This window comes from Aminobacter sp. P4_D5 (assembly GCF_056401815.1).
Genome location: NZ_JBFUIP010001229.1, coordinates 1 through 552, shown reverse-complemented (window position 1 = coordinate 552; position 552 = coordinate 1). Strand labels below are relative to the sequence as shown.

The following is a 552-nucleotide window of genomic DNA, read 5'->3' as shown; positions in this document are numbered from 1 at the left end:
GGTGGACAGCACGTCCGTCGGCCGCAGGCGCGCCTCCTCCGCCTCGATCCCGGGGGCAATTCCGGCCAGCCGCAGCAGATCCCCCAGGATGTCGCCGACCCGCCGGGGCTGGCCCGATGCGAGGTTGAGCACCGTGCCGGGCTCCAGCCGGTCCGCCGCCCGCAGCGCGGCGACATAGCCCGCGCAGACATCGGCGACATCCAGGAAATCGCGCCAGCGGTCCAGCGCGCCCACGCGCAGCACCGGCTCCTGCCGGCCCGCCGCGATCAGCGCCACCTGGCGGGCGAAGGCGGCGACGACGAAGGCCTCCGCCTGCCCGGCGCCGGTGTGGTTGAAGGGCCGCATGCGGACGGCGCGCAGGCCGCGCAGCGCCATCTCGCCGATCGCCAGGTCGGCCGCGGCCTTGGAGGCGGCGTAGGGGTTGGTGGGCTGCGGCAGCGCATCCTCGGCCAGCGCGGTGCCGGCGCGGAAGGAGAGGCCATAGACCTCGGCGGACGAGGCATGGACGAACAGCGCGTCCCTTGCATGCGCGCGCACGGCTTCGGCCAGGGC

General features: G+C 75.5%; 1 protein-coding gene. It reads right to left on the bottom strand.

What is annotated here, in order from left to right; genetic code table 11:
• Positions 1–552: NAD-dependent epimerase/dehydratase family protein (locus AC1DWF_RS37645; RefSeq protein ID WP_476843511.1), on the bottom strand; the 552-nt coding region annotated here is incomplete at both ends.